A 19,028-nucleotide genomic window follows, 5' to 3' on the forward strand; every position below is an offset into this window, starting at 1 on the left:
TACATGCCGGCTCAAGACAGATCGAGACCGCTATCTTGCATTGCTCATCTATCGCTTTATACCGCGCGATAAGCGCTGAGCAGTAGCCGCTATTGCCTCCTCACTAAAGGCAGCACAGCCTCCCCCACAGCCGCCGGATCCAGTATCGGGACGAAAATGAGCATCCACCTCATCGAGAGCAAGGGGGCGGATTCCCTCCATATGAAAGCCCTTCCCAGCACGCAAGTTTTCTTTTGCAACCGAAATCATAAGCTTGATGCGATTGAGCTGATTGGCCTCAGAAGCGCCCGGATCATAGTCAACTGCAACAATATTGCTCTCAGGATGCATACGGCGCAGTTGCTTGATCACAGCTTTTCCAACCACATGATTCGGAAGACAGGCAAAGGGTTGTGTACAGATAATATTTGGAGCCCCATGATCAATCAGATCAAGCATTTCTGCTGTTAAGAGCCAGCCCTCACCCATATTGTTGCAAAGCGAAAGCACCTGGGAAGCCTTTTCTGCCAGAACCGAAATGGGCTTTGGTCGCTCAAAACGAGCGCTTTTCTCTAGGAGCTCATCAACCGGGCGGCGCATCCAATCCACCAACCCAATCACGCCATCCATAAGCGTTCTTGAAACCGCTGAAGATCCAAGCTCATCTTGCTGAAGGCGAGCATTGCTCATTGAGTACAAGAAGAAGTCAAGCAAGCCTGGAACCACAGCCTCGCAACCCTCATCTTCAATGACCTCAACCACATGGTTATTAGCCGTAGGGTGGAACTTCACCAAGATCTCGCCAACCACGCCGACCCGGGGCTTTGTGCCCTCGCCAACCAAAGGCATGGTGTCAAACGCCGCGATCGCCTCACGAGCAAGCTTGGTAAAACTCCTCCGCGTAAACTGTGGAGCCAGTGCGCGAGCACGTGCCATAAACGATTCGAACAAGGCGTTGGCCGCACCTGGCGTTTTTTCATAGGGGCGGCAACGATAGAGCATCTGCATCATGAGATCGCCAAAGATCACACAATACACGGCTGCTTTTAGCATAGAAGGCTTGAGCTTAAAGCCAGGATTTTCTTCATCGAGCTTGACTGCCGCAAGCGATATGACTGGAATCTCGGGGTGTCCTGCTTCGCGTAGCGCTTTGCGGATGAGGGCAATATAGTTGGTTGCACGGCATCCACCGCCTGTTTGAGAAATGATAACTGCCGTGCGCGAAAGATCGTAGCGGCCACTCTCAATCGCCTCCATGATCTGGCCAGTAACCAAAATCGAGGGATAGCAAATATCGTTGTTCACATAGCGCAGCCCCGCCTCGACCGCGCCACGATCGGTTGAGGGCAGCAGCTCAAAATTGTATCCAGCGGCAATCATCACCTCTTTGATGAGGTCAAAATGAATGGGTGCCATCTGCGGACAGAGAATGGTATAGCCCTCGTCACGCATCTTCTCAGTAAAGGGCACCTTAGGCCACTCAGCGCTTTTTCCTGCACGTTGCGGCTCCAAATTAAAGACACGCGTAGAAAAGGCAGGGGCATCGGCAGAGGCCTCAACCGGCAAGGCGGCTCCAGAAGCATAGGTCTCTCCGCGCTTTGCTGCCTCACGGGCGCGCTCAGCTTCACGGTCTTGCAAGGCTGCCATTAAGGAGCGCACACGAATACGAGCCGCACCTAAATTTGACACTTCATCAATCTTTAAGACCGTATAAATCTTGCCCGAAACCTCGAGAATCTCTTGCACCTGATCGGTGGTGAGTGCATCAAGGCCACAGCCAAAAGAATTCATCTGAATCAGATCCAGATCGTTGCGCATCGTAACCAGGCGCGCAGCTGCATAGAGCCGCGAGTGATACATCCACTGATCTACCACTCGAATTGGCCGCTCAGGCTTGACCAAATGAGCCACCGAGTCTTCGGTTAATACCGCAAAGCCAAACGAGCTGATGAGCTCTGGCAAGGCGTGGTTGATCTCAGGGTCGTTATGATAGGGTCTGCCTGCTAAAACAATCCCATGCCCACCATTATCTTCGATCCAGGTCATTGCTTGCTCGCCCATGATCTGAACGCGCGCATGAAATGCCGCATCCTCCTCATATGCGGCATTCACAGCGGCATCGATCTCAGAGCGCGTAATGCGAGGTCCTGCAACACGACCTCGACCAGCCTCTGCATCGCGTTCACGATCAAGCACGAGGATCTCATAGAGGCGGCGCTTCAAAGCAATCTTGTCGTGATACGGAATAAAGGGATAGAGGAACTCCACGCCATCTTCTGCAAGCTCATCAATATTTAAGGCAAGAGCTGTGGGATAGCTCATCACAATCGGGCAGTTATAGCAGTTACCCGCCGTCTCATCTTCTTTGCGCTCCCAGCGCACGCACGGCATCCAAATAAAATCGGGATCCTTTTCGATGAGGTTCATGATGTGGCCATGCGAGAGCTTCGCCGGATAACACGCCGATTCGCTGGGCATCGATTCAATGCCAGCATTGTAGATCTTCTTATTTGAATCGTCTGACAGAATCACCCGAAAGCCCAGACGCGTGAAGAAGGTATGCCAAAACGGATAGTTCTCATAGATATTGAGGGCGCGTGGAATACCCACCGAGCCACGAATGGCCTCTTCTTGCGTAAGTGAAGGCCGATCAAAAAGCAGGCGGTTCTTCTGAGAAAAGAGGTTTGGAGCCGCTGTTTTCTTTCTTTTACCACCCGCTCCGCGCTCACAGCGGTTCCCCGTAATAAAGCGCCGACCTCCACCAAAGTCATTAATGGTGAGCTGACAGTTATTTGAGCACAGTCCACAGCGAGCATGGCGCTGCCTCACCGTTAACTCAGCAATTTCTTCAGCCGCAAGCACACCCGATATACCATCTTTGCCCGCGCGATCACGCGCCAACAAAGCCGCACCATATGCACCCATGCATCCCGCAATATCTGGCCGCACTGCATCAACACCCGTAAGAAGCTCAAAGGCGCGCAGAGTGGCATCACTCATAAAGGTTCCGCCTTGCACAATGACCTGCGTACCAATTTCTTTGGGATCACGGAGCTTAATCACCTTGAATAAGGCGTTTTTAATGACCGAATACGAAAGACCGGCAGCAATATCTCCCACCGTAGCGCCCTCTTTTTGCGCCTGTTTAACGCGGGAGTTCATAAAAACGGTGCAGCGACTGCCCAAATCCACCGGAGCTTCTGCGCCAATTGCTGCCTCTGCAAAGGCTTCAACATCCATATTCATTGAGACGGCAAAGCTCTCAATAAAGCTGCCGCAACCCGACGAACATGCTTCGTTTAGCATGATGTGCTCGATCACGCCATCGCGGACGCGCAAGCATTTCATATCTTGGCCGCCAATATCCAAGATGAACTCAACGCCGGGCAAAAACGCCTTCGCTCCTCGCAGGTGCGCTACGGTTTCAATTTCTCCTGAGTCTGCTTTAAGCGCCTCAATTAAGAGTGCCTCTCCATAGCCTGTTGTAGTGACGTGCCCGATAGTAGCACCCTGGGGCAGGTGCTCATAAAAATCAGCCATGATGGTCTTGGCAGTTCCTAAAATATCCCCGTGGTTACTGCCATACCAGGTATGCAAAAGCTGGCCATCCTCGCCCACCATGGCGGCTTTCATGGTGGTCGATCCTGCATCAAGACCAATAAACACTCGGCTGCCGGTATATGCACTCAAGGCCTCGGTTGGCACCACTTCCCGGTCATGGCGATCCTTAAAACGCCGGTATGCCTCTTCATGCTCAAAGAGCGGCTCCAGACGAGCCACTTCTGAGCCCTGGGTATCTCCCAGCTCATCAATAGCTGCAATGAGACCAGCAAAGGTGGTTGTTGCTTCTGACTCATGAGCCATCGCAGCGCCTGAAGCTACGAAGAGATGGGCGTTCTCTGGAACGATCCGGTGCTCTTCATCCAGCTCAAGTGTGAGATAAAAGCGACGACGCAACTCAGAAAGATATTGGAGCGGCCCTCCCAAAAATGCGATGTGACCTCGAATGGGTCGGCCGCATGCAAGCCCTGAAATGGTCTGCGTTACTACCGCCTGAAAGATGCTTGCCGCAATATCTTCTGGATGAGCGCCCTCGTTCAAGAGGGGTTGCACGTCGGTTTTAGCAAAAACGCCACAGCGGCTTGCAATGGGATAAATCGTTGAGGCACCCCGGGCGAGCTCATTGAGGCCAGCAGCATCGGTTTTCAGCAGAACTGCCATTTGGTCAATAAAAGCGCCGGTACCCCCGGCACAGGTGCCATTCATGCGCTGTTCAATGCCGGAGTCAAAGTAGATGATCTTGGCATCTTCGCCACCAAGCTCTATGGCAACATCGGTTTTGGGAATCATGGTCTCGACCGCGCGTTTTGAGGCAATAACCTCTTGCACAAACTCAAGACCTAACCACTGAGAAAGCAGCATGCCACCGGAGCCGGTAATGGCACAGGTCATCTTGGCATCAGGCAGCACGGCAGCAGCGCCTTCAAAAAGATCCCGAGCACAGGCGCGAACATCGGTATGATGACGCTGATACATGGCATACACGATCTCGTGCGCCTCATTGAGCACGGCAAGCTTAACGGTTGTGGAGCCAACATCAATTCCCAACTGAAGCGGCCCTATTGCACGCTCAGCAAACCACAGTGCTCCTGCAGGAACGTGAAGATTATTTTCTGCCATCAGAGATCCCCCTTCCCTGCAGTGGCAAGACCCATAAGCCTCATGCCATATGCAGGAACGTCAATGTCGATGGGCATTCCATACAAATCTCCCGGACGCACAAAGGCGATGACCGTCATAATGCGAGCGATCGTCTCCGGAGTTTCAGCAAGGCCAGTCTCAAACCAGCGCTGCACCACACCAGCCTCTGCAGCAACCACATAGGACAGGTAGTAATCAAAAAAGACACCCCGAGCCTCCTCAGGTATGCCAGTCTGCATACGCTCAGAAACCGCAAGGCAAGCCATATCAGTTAAGCGTTTGATAAACCCAGGATCCCCACCAGGACCTAATAAGCCTCCCACGAGCCTTTTGTTTTTCGCCAGATACTCCACGAGCTCAACCGATCCTGGCGCTGGCTCAAGCATCTTAATGGCGCTATAAACCTGAGGCAAACTAGCTTCTGAAATTGCGTGAATGAGCTGGCCAATTTCTTCAGCCAAGATGGTCTCTACTGCGTCAACAAAATCGGGGATATCGCGATAGTGGCTATAGAAGGTACGGCGTGTCAGGTCTGCACAATTTGTTAGATCGCTCACCGTTAAACGAGAGAGCTCCTTGCCCTCAGCAAGCAAGTCCGCCAATGCATCTGCCAGGGCGCACTGCGAGCGGCGCGACCTACGATCACGGCAGGAAAAGTCGGTCTCACGCATACCAAGCTCACTCTCTTTCGCGGCGTTTTGAAAGCGCCGCAAGGTCATACGGTCAGATGACGAGGCTTCAAATACCCAGGCAACAGGCTGCAGCCGAAAGACTGAAGCAGAAGCTGCGACCGGAGCCGAAGCCAAAGGCTCTAGCCAGAGCTGAGAAGCCGGAGCAGAAGCTGCTGCCGGAACCAGAGCTGTAGCCGCAACACCGAAGGCAAACGCCAACGACTGGAGTTGAAGCTCAAGCCGGTTGGGCTCGAAGCAGTCCTTGAACCGTACTCATATCTTGTACAGCATGAGTATTGTTACACACTCTGTGTAAAAACCTATACACACAAGGGAGATTCACAGATCTCCCTCTCTGTACCATCCGTTATCAAGCACACTTGAGCTGCATCGTGTTCACTCCGGGATATAGTCCTCTTGTAAAAATAAAAATCGCAAGTGCACATGCGTCCTCTCTAGAAACGAAGTACTCATGCACCTGTGTTCACGATTGCCACGCTTGGATCAGCGCTTACGCTGCTTGCTGCTGCCACAGCCATCACGCGCTCACGCACACAGCGTCGCTAGCACCAACCACTGAGCGCACGTGTCACACGTGCGTTCACATCACTTGCCTCAAACGAGCAATCGCTATCGGCGACCAAAGAGTTCAAGTGCACGATCTTTAAGGCCAGTGAGGCGAATCACGCCCTCATAGGGCAACATTTTGAGATGGGTAAAGGCATTGAAGAAACGAAGCTCTCGTTTATTGAGACTGAGCTTTGGGACCGCGGAAGTTGCCGGTACAGACTGAGCATTCCCGGTAAGCTTTTTCGCAGCCGTACGCAGGCCAAAGGTGCCATCGGCTACAAAAGCAGGAAGCGAGATGCGCTCACGCAAGGCATCCATCACCGCATCGGTCAGTGTGAGCAGCCAGCCATTCACCGCGCGTCCGCGCACACTCGCAGTTGCCGCGCGATCACGCACCGAATCGGGAATACGCCCAATAATGCCATGGGATACCTCTTGTAGCTCTGCATCAATGCGCTCAGCAACATCGGTACGCAACCGCTCAAGACTCGCAGAAAGCCTCCTCCAGCTTGCAAGCGAAGCTGCTGCGTCACAGATGGCAATGCCGGTAAGCACGACTGCAAGAACACGAATGGCACCCGTAGGCAAAGAACTCAATCCAGACAGGAGTGCCGGTTCGATCAACCGACAGATAAGCCATGAGGCGGCACCAAATAAAAGAGCTCCATAGAGGCAGACGCGACCGTTGATATTGAGTGGAAAGCCAGAATAGTCCCAAAAGCGCGCATGTGTTGCCCGCTCCAGAACAACACCCACCGCATACTCAATTGAGCAGCAAAGCACAGCTGAGGCTAAAAAGAGCGCAAGATTGCCCTCAATATTTCGCAAGAGCAGCCAGCACGCCAACGAGCCCACACCATAGATGGGACAAATTGGACCTAAAAGAAAGCCGCTATTTGCAAACGAGCCTCGGTGTGCCAGGGCACACACCGTAGACTCCCAGAGCCATCCAGCAAAGGAAAGTACAAAAAACGAGAGGACAAAGGCTGAAACCGGAGCTTCTCGGATTGCCTCCATGCCAAGGAGTGCACCAAGCTCACTCATGCGCACGCTCCCTTACGGCGCGAGCACCTCTTGCGCTGCCACTTCGCAACCATGCCTCGGAGCGTCTCACTAAGCGCACACGCCTTATCTGCCAAGCACACAATCCACGCCTCCCGACAAGTTGGCGGAATAGGCACCAAGGGAAACATATGCCGCTCAATAATGATGCGCTCGCAAGCCGTCAATTCATAATCCTCTTCTGCCCGAGCGCGGGCGGTAAATGGATGAGTAAAGCCATGCAGACGGTGAGCTGGATCGGGATCATGCCAGTCATACAAGAAATAATCGTGCAACAGAGCACCTCGAAGAAGCGATGATCTATCTACCTGAATTCCTATACGCGCTAACGCATCGGCAACAGCAAGCGAGGCCTGAGCCACCGCACAGACATGTGCATAAACGCTTACCGTGCCATGCTGAATAAAGGTGCGCGTCAGCCCAAATCTGCCGGTGCGCTCAAGCTCTGCCGCAGCTACGTGCACCTCTCGAGCACGTGCATGCGCTGATTGGCGACGAGCATCTATTCGACAGCGGGCTTTTGGGTGTTTGAGCGAGGTATTCTGCATATGAGCATCCTAGGCTTTCCGAGCAAAGGCCAAACCAAAGGCTCCCGGACCTCCATGGGCGGTAATGACGTTGCCTGTGTTGTACCATGTCACCTCTTGAAAACCATGCTCGCGTACCCGCGCTTCTGCCACACGCTGAACGGGATCAGGCAAACCGGTTGCACGCACGAGAAAGGCTCGCGAATAATCGGGATCCTCACCCGCAAGCATCATATCCACCAGATTGATAGCAGCCTTGTCCATTTTGCCACGCAGCTTTTTCGTAGCAACCAGCCGACCGTCAACAATCTCGACCACCGGCTTAATGCGCAACAGAGTAGCACCCACAAAAGCAGCATTTGAAAGCCTGCCACCAGCGCGCAAGTAGCCAAGATCTCCGGGGATAAAGGACATCTTGGTGCGCCTTGCCAAATCGCGGGCAAAGCTCAGCGCCTCGCTTAAACGAGCCTCAGGGTGCTCGCGAAGCCACGCAGCAACACCGCTCACCACAAAACCCTGGCCGATCGTAACCTGCTCGGTATCAAAAAGCTCAATGTTATCCAAGCCTTCAGCAGCCACACAGGCAGACTCATAGGAGCACGTTGTTACGGCAGAATAAGCAAGATGGAGGATCGAAGCCTCGGGCTCGCGCTCACGAATACGCGAGAAGACCTTGGCAAAATCTCTCGGCGTGCATCCACTGGTGCGCGGCAGCACCCCTAAGCCACGACACTCCTCAAGCATCTCAGCGGCAGAAATCTCACCGTCATCAACGGTTTTTTCTCCGATAGACACGTGCATCGGTACCAGCTCAACGCCAAGCTCGCGCGCAACATCCAAAGGGAGGTCGCAGCCTGTCTCTGCCGTGATAATAATCCGCGCCATGAGGTCTCCATTCGCTCGAGGGGACGGCGTTTGAGGGAAGTGGCGTTCAAGCAACACCGATAGAACTAGCCTAGAACAGAACCGACGCGTTGAGGGGATAAAACGAGCAATCCGTATGAAAACCTTGATCCGTCGGGCATTTGCGCGCCTCACGCCTGGGCGCTCCCCTGTGCACTGGAGAGGCTAAGAACTTAATGCTGGGCATTGAGACGCGTCAAACCCGTGCACTCGCAGTACCAAGCAGCGCTTGCCCCCTAGCCAAGCAGCGGTCAGCCCTCCCTACGCGCGCAACGTCCGCCAGCAACAAACAGCGCTTGCCCCACCAAGCAGCACCCACTCCCCCATCAGCGCCCATATCACACGCAGGAGCGATCAAGAGCACCAAGCGGCGGTCAGCCCCTTACGCACGCAACGTCTACCCGCACCAAGCAATACACGTACCCATCACGCTATACGCCCTTGCTCTACAATATGCTGAAGCAAAGCCTGCGTAGTACACGATGGGCACATATCAGTATGTTGCACCCGTCTGCTACCTTGGAAAGGTGCCTTATGACCAACTCTCCACTTGGACGCACCCTCGTCATTGCAAACCCTGCCGCTGGCTGCGGAGAAGGTGAGCGAGCGCGGGTCTTTGCCGAACGCTTTCTTGCAAGTTTTAGCTCAGCTACTGAAGGTTATGAAATTCTTTCTACCGAAGGACCAGGAGACGCACGCGGGCTTGCGCGAATGGCCGGAGAAGCAGGCTTTTCAAGCGTTATTGCCTTAGGCGGAGACGGAGTTATTCACGAGGTCGTCAATGGCCTTATGGCGCTACGTCAGTCCATAAGGCCAGCTTTGGGGATCATTCCCATGGGATCGGGCAACGACTATGCCCGCACCATTGGTATGGCAAAAAACCATGCCGAGGATGCCCTAGCTCAACTCGTACAAGGCCAAATCGTGAATTTTGAAGTCGGGCAGGTCAACGACGTCTACTTTATGCAGACGCTTTCATTTGGACTTGACGCTGCCGTGGCGATCGACACAATTCGCCGACGTGAAAAGAATACCTCCTTGCGTGGAGAAAGCCTCTATGTCACCTCTGCCTTAAAGCTCTTCCCTCATGCACGGCGTGGCTGGCCATGCCGAGCGCATATTGATGGTGGGCACGAACTCATTTTGCCAACAATTATCTTTACGGTACAGATTGGCCCCACCTATGGCGGGGGTTTTCAGGTATGCCCAGCTGCCAACCCGTGTGACGGAGTCTTTGATCTTTGCTACAACATCTCACGGCCAGCCTTGCCTCACTTGGCCGCATTATTAGGCATGGTACGTGCTGGAACCCATACTCGCTCTCGAGTACTCCGCCTTCGCCAAGCCAAAACCATTGAGCTTGCCTTTGAAACTCCTGTGCCTGCTCAAGTTGATGGGGAAGAACTCGAGGGTCAGCACTTTGACATACAGGTAATTCCTCAGGCGCTTCGGGTCATCTGCCCCACGCCAGCCACACGAACCAACCGTGTTACCTGGGATGCGCCACACGCAAAAGAGTAGCTTTTACGAATCCAAGCGATGGTGGTCATCGCTTGGATGTTGCAAGCGCTTCAACTGCTTCTGAATAAAGATGGCGGCAACGCCTACGATGCCTACCAAAATGACCATCTTGACAATAAAGGCAAGAGCAAAGCCAATAATTTTTAAGATGATCGACCCGATAATGACAACAGCCAGCAAGGCCAGAACCAAGGTACCTAAGCTCATAACAACCTCTTAGACCTCAAGTGATACCTGACGATAATTGATCCCGCATGAATCCAAAATGCGGCGAGAGATACGCCCGTCATCGGTATCGGCGTACTTATCATCTAAATAGACGACTGAGCCAATGCCCACCTGTGCCAAGATCTTGGCGCAATCATGGCAGGGGAACAGAGTTACATAGACTGTGGCATCTGCTAGATCATTTAAGGAACCACGATAGTTGAGCACTGCATTTGCTTCGGCATGCACCACATAATTGTGCTTGTCTTCAAGCGGATCCTCTGAGGTTCCCCAGGGAAAATCATCATCATCAAGGGCGGAAGGCGTACCGTTATACCCTACCGAAAGAATACGGTTATTGGTACTTGCAATACAGGCTCCCACCTGCGTATTTGGATCTTTACTACGAAGCTGGGCGGCAATAGCTACTCGCATAAAAAACTCGTCCCAGCTAATAACGTCTGTGCGCTTGCTCGACATTGGGCCTCCTTGGGTCTCACTTGGCTCATTGTATCGGCAAACGCCCCCTAGGGCAGCCTCGTTTCTGCGAGGCGTTAATTCTTCGTGAGTCCGTCTTTTGCGACACTTATGTCATCGTGCGTATCACACGCCGAACCCTACAGCCCCCTACGATGTACGCTACTTCCCTCGCACATCTTGCGCCCCCAGAGTCGCATGCTGCACTGGGTTGCTACGCATCCAAGCGATATAGATACATCTCAGGCGGAATAGCTACCTCATGAGGCTCAGCACTATGCTGAGCAACGCGCGTTAGGCCAAGGTATTCGTAGAACCGCCAATCACAACTGGTATCAGTAAACAGATAACCCGGAAGTGCTTGGCGCTCTGCCAAATAGCTTTTTCCGTATGCCAACAAATGCTTGCCAACCCCATGGCCGCGAGCAGCAGCGTCGACCGCTAACAACACAAGCTCACCTGCGTCTTTTGTTACCTCTGCTTCGCGCGCAAGCTGGCGATTTACCCTGCGTTCCCCTTCCATAAAGGCATCGTAGCTGCTCATCAGCTCATCATCGAAGGCTTTCATCTGCCTCAAAGCTTGCTCTTCTACCTTGTTCCACCGAGCGCTCCAGGCGTCATTCGGCGCACCAGCACGAGCAAGCACAATGCCGACTGGCTCACCTCTAAGAACTGCAACTTGAGAATAGGTAGCTTTTGCAAGCATATAGGCACAATCGTGGTGGCTCTCAAGCCGATTAAAGTCAGGATTGGGACTATCTGCATGCCAGAGCCGCTCCATAATGAGGGCAATCGCATGAAAATCCGTGTCCTGAAATGTCCGATACACAACTGTGCTACCACTGCGCATATATTTCCTCACTCCTTGCATCTATTCTGAGCTTCTAGCCTACCTCATGCAAAGAATACGGGTATGCAGCCCCTGTGATCGCAGGGAAGGCGGCGCATACGAGCTATGAACGCACCTCACATGGCCAGCCATAACCGCATAGGCACGCTTCTCTACCGGATATTCCAAATCTATTGCTCCGATTCTTGCCATGCCGTTCAATAGGTATAGCCAAAGATGAGCGAAAGGAGGAGGGATGAAGATCACCATCAAAACCGATCCGAGCGTGACCGAAACTAGCGTCACCATACATGCGCGCGAAATTGATGAGGAAGTTGAGCGCATTCACCGCTTGGTGTCTCTCGCGGCAAATGATGTGCTCAAGCGCATTGTTGGCGAGGCGGAATCTGAAGCACGGATCCTCGATGTTGATACCATCATGCGCTTTCATACAGAAGGGCGTGCCGTTATTGCCCAAACGCGCTCGGGATCATGGCGCGTGCGAACACGCATAAAAGATCTTGCAAGCTCTCTTGATCCGGCAGACTTTGTACAGATCAACCAAGGCGAAATTGTGAACTTGAACTACGTATCCAAGATGGATCTCTCCTTATCAGGAACGATCCGTCTGCGCCTTGCCGATGGCACCGATTGCTTTGTATCTCGCCGCTCGCTTGGAGCCTTCCGGCAAGCACTCTCCCTGTAAGGCGCACCACAAAGCGCCCAAAGCACCTCAAATCGAGCGTGTTTCTCACGGTATATCTCAAGGTTTTAGATAAAGGAGCAACGATGACTACCACTATGCAAGCACGCACCAACGAACACCCATCTGTAACGTGCAACTCACTGTCTCGAGACATTATTCTTGGCATGCTCGGCGGTATTGTTATCGGAACCACCCTTGAGCTTCTGGGCTCTGCCGTTCATGGCGGAAGCGCCTATGTGCCAGGGGTTCCGAGCTTTTTAGCAAGTTTTGCAAACGAGCACACCGCCGTTTTGGTTGAGCGAATTGTCTACGCGCTCCTCGGTCTTACGATGAACCTCCCTCGGCGTCTCTTTGACCTCGATCGGCTCTCGCTCGCCGCAGCAACCGCTCTGCACTTTCTGATCGTTATCGGCTCGTTGCTCGTAGCTGGTATCTATCTTCAATGGGCGCAGATGGGACCCCAGCTCATCAGCTTTATTGCCATCGCCTCTGCTATCTATTTCGTCATCTGGTTCATCATCTGGTTTTCCATTCGCCATAAGATCTCACAGATGAACCAGAGATTGGGAGCTCGCACCCCTCGCGCATAACTCAGCGACAAAATGAGTACGAGCCCCCGAAAGCGATTACTGTTACGCCATTGACCAGTTTGCTGCCCGGCGGCGAGCCGCCAGGAAGTCGGCATAGATACCTTCGGTACCTGCAAGCTCATCATGCGTTCCGGTTTGCACGAGCCGACCATCATCGATAACCAAGATCTGGTCGGCATCGGCTACGGTAGACAGGCGATGCGCGATTGAGATCACGGTACGCCCCTGCGTTAGCTCATCAAGTGCGCGCAAAATCTCGTGCTCGTTTTCTGGGTCAACCGAGCTCGTGGCCTCATCAAGCAAGATGATCGGCGCATCTTTAAGCAGCGCTCGCGCAATAGAGATGCGCTGACGCTCTCCACCAGAAAGCGCACCGCCAGCCTCTCCTGCATCGGCTTCGTACCCAGCAGGCAGCTTCATAATGAAGTCATGGCAGCGTGCCGCACGTGATGCTGCTTCAATCTCCTCATCCGTGGCATCTGGGCGGCCAAGGCGAATATTGTCTCGGATCGTGCCCTCAAAAAGATAGGTATCTTGAGACACATAAGAGATTTCTTCCATGAGCTGATCCAGGGGGATCTGGCGAAGATCCACACCACCTAAGGTAATTGAGCCCTGGTCTGCATCCCAAAACGAAGCAATGAGCCGGGCAATGGTTGACTTGCCCGAACCAGAAGGACCGACGAGTGCGGTTACCTGACCAGGCTCAGCCGTAAAGTTCACGCCATGGAGGACTTCAAGTCCGTCGGTATAAGAAAAATGAACATCGGTAAAGCTCACACCCTGCTGAGGATCAAGCTCGGCGCGGTCTGTTGCAGAAGGACGATCAAGCGCAGGGTATCTGAGGAGGGTCGTAATCTCATCCCAAATGGGAACCACCATCTGGAAGAGCTCAAAATTGTGCACAATTGCAAATACATGCTGCAAGATACCAATCGGCAGCGTTAAGCATAAAGCCAAACGGAAGATATCCAGCTCACCTGCGCCATACAAAACAAAGGCCACGGGCACCACAGCCAAAAGCGGTGAGTTCATTGCGGCGTTCATGACACCTGAGCCCAACCACGATTGCTTCCACCAGGCCATGGTGGTGTCTTGGTAGAGCAGTGCGCTCTTTGCATACCGGCTAAATGATGCGTCTTCTTGCAAGAAAGCCTTAATCACCGGAATGCCCTGAATATACTCGGCAGCGCGAGCTGCAAGTGCTGCCTTGGAACCCATCCAGAGATACATACGCGACTCATAACCGGCCATCATAATGCCCATGCCTACAATGACGAGCGGGACAGGTGCACGTGCCGCAAAACCAACGCGCCAGTCGATCACGAAAAGTGCGATGAGCGAGACAAGCGGCACCGACAAGCGGCCAGGAGCCTCAGGCATCACATGGGCAATCCAGTCCTCAAGGCTCGAAACGCGATCAACCAAAAGGGTACGAACACGTCCAATGGGGTTTTCTACCAAATACCCCTGAGGAATCTGGGAAAGCCGATCAAACAAAGCCAAACGCAAACCGCGAAGCGCCTTGAAGGCAATGCGATGCGAGATCATGCTGCTTATCGCAATGATGAGCAGGTGAAGCGCCAGCGCTCCGAGGGCTATGCCAACCGCAAAGATCTGCTGGCTAAAATCTGCCTCACCAAAGACCGCTGCATGAAATACCCAAGCCGCCGCATATGCTGCAAAAACCGCACCGGCAAGCTGAAGTAGGTTTCACACGATCGAGAGCAGAATGGAGACTCCCATCTGTGAGAATGAAACGCCAGAAAAGGCAAAGAACTCCTTGGTAAAACGCCCAATATCGATGGGGTCTTCGGTTTTTTCCGTAATCTGACGCTCAATCTGCGCACGTACGTCGTCTGGAATATCGAAGCCATACGCATCGATCCCCTGCATAATTTCTGTGCACTTTTCTTCGGGGGTCTTTTGAGACTTCTTCTCAGATTTCGCCATGGCACCTCCTCATGTAATGAGGCTGAAACGCTCAGCCCTCACCTAGAAAGTTAGCTTTAGCATACACCTACTAAAGCCAAAGGTAGGGGGGGGATTGGGTGAAAAAACATGGGGAGAACGGGGTCTGGGAGGGTGCAGGCGTGGATGGCACACGGGCGTGGGCGACGTGGGCGGGCGTGGGTGCGGGCTTGCGTGAACGGGAGTGGTGCACGCAAGTGAGCTTGAGCATGCGTGAGTGAGCGCAGGGGCATGAGAGTGGCGTGGATGCGGACTTGTGAGCATGGGCGCGGGCACCCGGAAAGCGTAGTCGTGCGAGAGGCGTGGACATGAGTGAGCGCAGATGCAACGAAGTGGATGGCAGCGAATGTATGGTGGGCGCAGGTGCCGTGAGCGAGCGTGAGCGGGTGCGACGCGAACGCGCGGGAGACTCACCAGCTCCCACGCATTCCTACTCAGCGCTTTTGAGCGCTTCTACCATCGCGATACGATCAAGCGATCGGTTGGTCATCTTGCTCACTACGACCACAAAGGCCAAGGTCACGGCAGAAGCAATGAAATAGGTTGGCCAGGCCACCACGGTATCAAAGAACAGCGACGGCATTCGCAGTACATAGGTCAGAAAACGCGTGATGGCATATCCCAAGGGACAGCCCGCGAGTATGCCTAAAAGGGCCAAGACAATCGTTTCTTTATTGATATACCGATAGACCTCACGCCGACGGAACCCTAACACCTTGATGGTGGCAAGCTCACGCGCACGCTCAGATATATTCGTAGTAGAAAGCGTAAAGACAACCGCGAAGGCCAGGGCCGCACCCATCACAGTCACGATATAGACCACCACGTCGACGATCTTAAAGCTCTCAGAAAAGCTATTCGCAATCTGCGCGGTGCTTGAAAGACTTACAAACAGTCCGTCATCTCCAAGGTCTTTGGCAAAGGCAATTTGGTCGTCCTCGCTCCCGGTAAGGTGAGCAAAGAAGGCATTTTGCACCGGGGCGGTTCCAAAGGCGGTACGATAGGCACTCTCAGTCATATACACAAAATTGCCCAGGTAGTTAATGGCAATCGCAGAGACAGGAATACTTCCCTCAGCCAAGCTCACATCTTGCAAGCTCACTGCATCTCCTGCACTAAAGCCCAAGACCTGCTCAGCGTTTTTAGTAAAAATTCCACCTTCATGTGCGGGAAGCTGCAACTCACTCCCCTGGCCATCTTGCAGCTTTACAAAGCCAGAGAGATCGGTGCCGTCAGGCAAGACCACAATCTGCATGTCTTCGCGCTTGCCCTGAAACCCAGCAGTTACTGTTTCAATCCGTGCACATAAAAGCTCAGATACCTCGCCTGAGTTTGAGAGTGCCTGCCGCGCCTCCTCAAAGTCCGCGTCTGCCGTTACCGCCATCAAGTCATAGCGGGCAATTCCGGCATCCCCATACTGGCGCGGCTTTAAAGAAATCACCGTGTCACGAATGCCTAAGCCGCAGATAAGCAAGGCGGTGCAACCAGCGATGCCAAAGATGGTCATAAAGGCACGCTTCTTGTAGCGGAACAAATTGCGGGCTGCCACCTTATTCAAAAAGCCAAGGCGTCGCCAAAGCGGCGGAATGCGCTCAAGCATAATGCGGCCACCGGCTCTGGGAGCGCGCGGGCGCATGAGCGAAGCAGGTACCTCACGCAGCTCCTGGCGGCACGCCAGAGCAGCCGCGCCGGTTATACCCACCGTGAAAAGTGCCACGCTCACCAGAGCAGACATCGGATCTACGTGCAGTTCAAAATCGGTGAGAGCATACATCGTGCGGAAGATCGTAAAAATTACCACGGGCAAGGCAACAAAACCCAAAATCGTTCCCGCAAGACCACCAGAAATACAGGCTGTACATGCATAGATGAGGTATTTGGCCATGATCTGGCTCCGGTGATAGCCAAGCGCCTTATATACGCCAATGAGGCCTCGATCTTCTTCCACCATACGTGTGGCAGTCGTTAAGCCAATGAGCACCGCTACGATAAAAAAGATTGCTGGGAAAACCGTGGCAATGGCCTCGATCGACTTTGCATCTGAGTCCACACTGTTATAGCTCGGCAAGACGGAACGATCCTGTACATACCACGTTGCAGGCTCAATAGTTTCAATATCAGCTCTCGCATCGGCAATCTTTTGGTGAGCTTCTGAGCGCTCATCCTCAAAAGTCTGATAGTTCGCTCGAAGCTCCTCGCGGGCATCTGCCAGCTTTTGTGCACCTGCATCAAGCTCTGCGTGAGCCTCAGCAAAGCGCTGGTCTGCCTCAGCGGAGCGGGCATTAAGATCGCTCAGGCCTGCGGCCAGGCGGATCCGGTTTTGATCCAGCAAGGCGCGCCCCTGCTTAAGAGCGGCTTGTCCTTGCTCTAGCTCGCGGCTCTTATTGGCAAGTTCTGCGGCTGCTTGCCCTATTGCCCGATCAACCTCTGCACGCGCTTGCTGGCGAGCCTCTGCTTCGCGCTGGCCTAACTCAGACGCTGCCTGAGCGAGGCGGGCGTATCCTGCCTGGATATCAATAAAGCCTTGGCTGAGGCTTACAAGCGCCGCTTCCCAGCCGCCGCTCAGCACAAACTCAATACCAGCCAGGCCTTCTTGCACCGCAGCGAGCTGAGCCTCAAGCTCGGCAATTGTTTTTTTGAGCATAGCCATGCGTTCGGCATGTTGAGGATTAGCTGGGTCAAGCGCTGCGAGAGCGGTTTTAGCGGCCTCGAGCTGAGGACGAAGTGCGGCCTCACCAGCTTGAAGCTCGGCTTTTTGTGCAGTGAGCTTGGGGCGCGCATCGGCAACTGCAGACGCGGCCTTTCCTGCCAGAGCTTCTTTTGCGCTGGCCACCTGCTCAGGTACTACCTCAGCCCCAGGAGCCGTAAGCTCCTCAAAGGTTGACCACGCCTGATCTGGCCAAACAAGACCGAGTTTTTGAGCGGCATCACGCAGGCGGTCGCGCTCCGATTTTGCCCGAGCATAGGCCTCATCAAGCGTCTTCGTCTGGGCAGCAAGCTCTGCTTTGGGGGCGGCGAGCTGAGCTGTTACCGCTGCTTCCGCCTCAGCATATGCAGCATCGCGGCGACGACCAAGCTCCGATCGCCCTGCTGCAAGGCGCGCAGCACCTGCGCTCAGCTCCCCTGCACGGGCTGCAAGCTCTTCCTCCCCTGCTGCAAGCTCTGCATACCCGCTCTGAATCTTGTCATGCCCGGCACGAATTTCTTTTGCTGCTAATGCTTCTTGCAAACTAAGCTCACGTTTGCCTCTGCTCAGCTCGTCTGATTGCGCATCAAGGGTACGCTCTGCATCATGCAACTTTGTGGCGGCGTCAGCAAGCTCACGCTCAGCTCGGCGTTCTTCATCATCAACGCGGGCGCTCGCCTCATCCTTTACATCCGCTGTGCGGCCACGCTCACGAGCATCCCGAATGGTTTCAATACTGGTTTTTGCCTCTTCAATCCGTGTGCGATACGCATCTGAGTAGCAAGGAAGCTCACGAGCTTTTGCGATGGCAAGGTATGCCACCGTATACGTATTGGGATGAACGACTGCCTCAGGCGACAAAAAGAAGGCATATTTGGTAATAGACCCTGTGCGAAACGTCATGGTCTCAGACTCGGGATTTACATCCATAGGATCGCGCACCACACCAACGATGGTATAAACACCGCGCGAAAAGACGGGATCTCCCCGCTTTGGCAGCTCCGTATCCTTTATGTCGTTCGCATCTGTTGTGGCTCCCTGCGTCGCGTCGGTTTCATGTTCACTCGCTGGATCAGCCTTCGGTTCGTCCCCCTCATCAAGAATTGCACCTGAAGAGAAGCGTACCGTGTCGCCAATCTTTTTTTTCGCTGCGTGCGCATACTTCTGAGTTACCACGAGCTCGCGTGCGTCTCTTGGAAAACACCCGTCTATAAGCAGGGGCTTATTGAGATCTCCCGACACCAAGGCTTTGAGATCGACCTTTTCGGCCTTACCGTGCACCTCGGTAAAAGCCGCCTCCGTATAGCCGCCCTGGGCGTAATCCACGTCTGACAGGCCTGCAAGCGCTGCAATATCAGCATCCGTGAGGCCTAAGGTTGAGCGGATAGAAAGATCAAACAGACGCTGAGTATCAAAATACGAATCTGCAGTCAAGCGCAGATCATCGCAGGCAGCCTTTAAGCCCACCAGCATGGTGGAGCCCAACGCACAAATGACAAAAAGCGAGACAAAGCGCTTGAGATTGCCGGTGATAGTTCGGCGAATATCGGCTGACAAGGCACTCAAGCGGCGTGAGCGAGCCGTTTGCGGTGCCCTTCTAACTTTTGGATCTCTTTGCCCACCCATTG

General features: G+C 53.7%; 15 protein-coding genes. 4 read left to right on the forward strand and 11 right to left on the reverse strand.

Features of this window, described 5'->3' with window-relative positions:
- Positions 1-48: 48 nt before the first annotated feature.
- The 5 genes from K6V98_RS07610 to K6V98_RS07630 form a co-directional block, all read right to left on the reverse strand.
- A complete protein-coding gene (locus tag K6V98_RS07610; protein ID WP_222199927.1) occupies positions 49-4,659 on the reverse strand; it encodes a 2-hydroxyacyl-CoA dehydratase in 4,611 nt (1,536 codons plus the stop codon).
- A complete protein-coding gene (locus K6V98_RS07615) occupies positions 4,659-5,570 on the reverse strand; it encodes a TetR-like C-terminal domain-containing protein (RefSeq protein WP_306792836.1) in 912 nt (303 codons plus the stop codon). The genes K6V98_RS07610 and K6V98_RS07615 overlap by 1 nt, the downstream gene beginning before the upstream one ends.
- A gap of 411 nt (positions 5,571-5,981) precedes the next feature.
- The gene (locus K6V98_RS07620; RefSeq protein WP_306792837.1) at positions 5,982-6,965 is read right to left on the reverse strand and encodes a putative ABC transporter permease; all 984 of its coding nucleotides are present in this window, start codon (positions 6,963-6,965) and stop codon (positions 5,982-5,984) included.
- A complete protein-coding gene (locus K6V98_RS07625; protein WP_222199928.1) occupies positions 6,962-7,531 on the reverse strand; it encodes an HD domain-containing protein in 570 nt (189 codons plus the stop codon). Before K6V98_RS07625 ends, K6V98_RS07620 begins: the two co-directional genes overlap by 4 nt.
- Positions 7,532-7,540: 9 nt before the next feature.
- The gene (locus K6V98_RS07630; RefSeq protein WP_222199929.1) at positions 7,541-8,395 is read right to left on the reverse strand and encodes a DegV family protein; all 855 of its coding nucleotides are present in this window, start codon (positions 8,393-8,395) and stop codon (positions 7,541-7,543) included.
- A 552-nt stretch (positions 8,396-8,947) separates the two neighbouring features.
- On the opposite strand from K6V98_RS07630, the gene K6V98_RS07635 reads away from it, so the two are divergent.
- Complete coding sequence (locus tag K6V98_RS07635; protein WP_222199930.1) at positions 8,948-9,934, forward strand: diacylglycerol/lipid kinase family protein; 987 nt, start codon at positions 8,948-8,950, stop codon at positions 9,932-9,934.
- 3 nt (positions 9,935-9,937) lie between these two features.
- Here the strand turns inward: K6V98_RS07635 and K6V98_RS07640 are convergent, their stop codons facing one another.
- From K6V98_RS07640 to K6V98_RS07650, 3 genes are all read right to left on the reverse strand, one after another.
- On the reverse strand, positions 9,938-10,141 hold the full coding sequence (locus tag K6V98_RS07640; RefSeq protein ID WP_222199931.1) for a hypothetical protein: 204 nt from the start codon (positions 10,139-10,141) through the stop codon (positions 9,938-9,940).
- A gap of 9 nt (positions 10,142-10,150) precedes the next feature.
- Positions 10,151-10,621: a deoxycytidylate deaminase gene (locus K6V98_RS07645; protein ID WP_222199932.1), complete on the reverse strand. Its 471-nt coding sequence runs from the start codon at positions 10,619-10,621 to the stop codon at positions 10,151-10,153.
- A 211-nt stretch (positions 10,622-10,832) separates the two neighbouring features.
- A complete protein-coding gene (locus tag K6V98_RS07650) occupies positions 10,833-11,468 on the reverse strand; it encodes a GNAT family N-acetyltransferase (protein WP_222199933.1) in 636 nt (211 codons plus the stop codon).
- Between the two features lie 235 nt (positions 11,469-11,703).
- On the opposite strand from K6V98_RS07650, the gene K6V98_RS07655 reads away from it, so the two are divergent.
- Positions 11,704-12,153, forward strand: coding sequence for a LytTR family DNA-binding domain-containing protein (locus tag K6V98_RS07655; RefSeq protein ID WP_222199934.1), 450 nt, complete (start codon positions 11,704-11,706; stop codon positions 12,151-12,153).
- Positions 12,154-12,236: 83 nt separating this feature from the next.
- Positions 12,237-12,743, forward strand: a complete 507-nt coding sequence (locus K6V98_RS07660) for a DUF3021 domain-containing protein (protein ID WP_222199935.1) — start codon at positions 12,237-12,239, stop codon at positions 12,741-12,743.
- A gap of 42 nt (positions 12,744-12,785) precedes the next feature.
- On the opposite strand, the gene K6V98_RS08805 is transcribed toward K6V98_RS07660, so the two are convergent.
- On the reverse strand, positions 12,786-14,360 hold the full coding sequence (locus K6V98_RS08805) for an ABC transporter ATP-binding protein (RefSeq protein WP_371734547.1): 1,575 nt from the start codon (positions 14,358-14,360) through the stop codon (positions 12,786-12,788).
- On the opposite strand from K6V98_RS08805, the gene K6V98_RS08810 reads away from it, so the two are divergent.
- The gene (locus K6V98_RS08810) at positions 14,283-14,453 is read left to right on the forward strand and encodes a hypothetical protein (protein ID WP_222199937.1); all 171 of its coding nucleotides are present in this window, start codon (positions 14,283-14,285) and stop codon (positions 14,451-14,453) included. The two genes, K6V98_RS08805 and K6V98_RS08810, sit on opposite strands and share 78 nt — an antisense overlap.
- A 3-nt stretch (positions 14,454-14,456) precedes the next feature.
- On the opposite strand, the gene K6V98_RS07675 is transcribed toward K6V98_RS08810, so the two are convergent.
- Entirely contained in the window at positions 14,457-14,696 is a 240-nt protein-coding gene (locus tag K6V98_RS07675; protein WP_222199938.1) for a hypothetical protein, read from the reverse strand.
- A gap of 448 nt (positions 14,697-15,144) precedes the next feature.
- Positions 15,145-19,026 carry an FtsX-like permease family protein gene (locus tag K6V98_RS07680; RefSeq protein WP_222199939.1) on the reverse strand — a complete coding sequence of 1,294 codons (3,882 nt, stop codon included), beginning with the start codon at positions 19,024-19,026 and terminating at the stop codon, positions 15,145-15,147.
- Between the last annotated feature and the right edge of the window lie 2 nt (positions 19,027-19,028).

This window comes from Collinsella ureilytica (genome assembly GCF_019795105.1).
Classification (GTDB): domain Bacteria; phylum Actinomycetota; class Coriobacteriia; order Coriobacteriales; family Coriobacteriaceae; genus Collinsella; species Collinsella ureilytica.